The following is a 319-nucleotide window of genomic DNA, read 5'->3' as shown; positions in this document are numbered from 1 at the left end:
TTCCAAGGAGTCTTCCAACTCATCAAGAGTCTGTTCCAGCTTGGCCTTTACTTTGTTCATGTGGTTGAGTTTGTCCTCAGTTGCTTGGAGATCTTCTCCGGATTTCTGGCCCATTTCCTGCATTTGTTTCTTCTCCCTGTTGAGTTTGTTGATAAGTTCATCTTGGTGGGCAATTTCGTCGTTGAGGTTGCGGATTTGGTGATCCTTTGATGCCTTGTCTTGCTCACCCTTTTGGATGACGAGTTGCAAGTCTTCAATTTCCTTCTTGAGGTTGGAAAGCTCACCTTCCATCTTCTTCCTTACTGAGCTGAGGTTGCTG

1 protein-coding gene is annotated in these 319 nt (G+C 45.5%); it reads right to left on the bottom strand.

Annotated features, from left to right (window positions below; translation table 11 throughout):
* Positions 1 to 291, bottom strand: a 291-nt coding sequence (locus BB427_RS09135; protein ID WP_139119055.1) for a hypothetical protein, incomplete at its 3' end; no start/stop codon positions are given.
* Positions 292 to 319 lie beyond the last annotated feature (28 nt).

It is taken from the genome of Pseudoalteromonas sp. BMB (assembly GCF_001709235.1).
GTDB classification, from domain to species: Bacteria; Pseudomonadota; Gammaproteobacteria; order Enterobacterales; family Alteromonadaceae; genus Pseudoalteromonas; species Pseudoalteromonas maricaloris.
The sequence above is the reverse complement of the archived record's forward strand: the minus strand, read 5'-3'. Positions and strand labels throughout refer to the sequence as shown.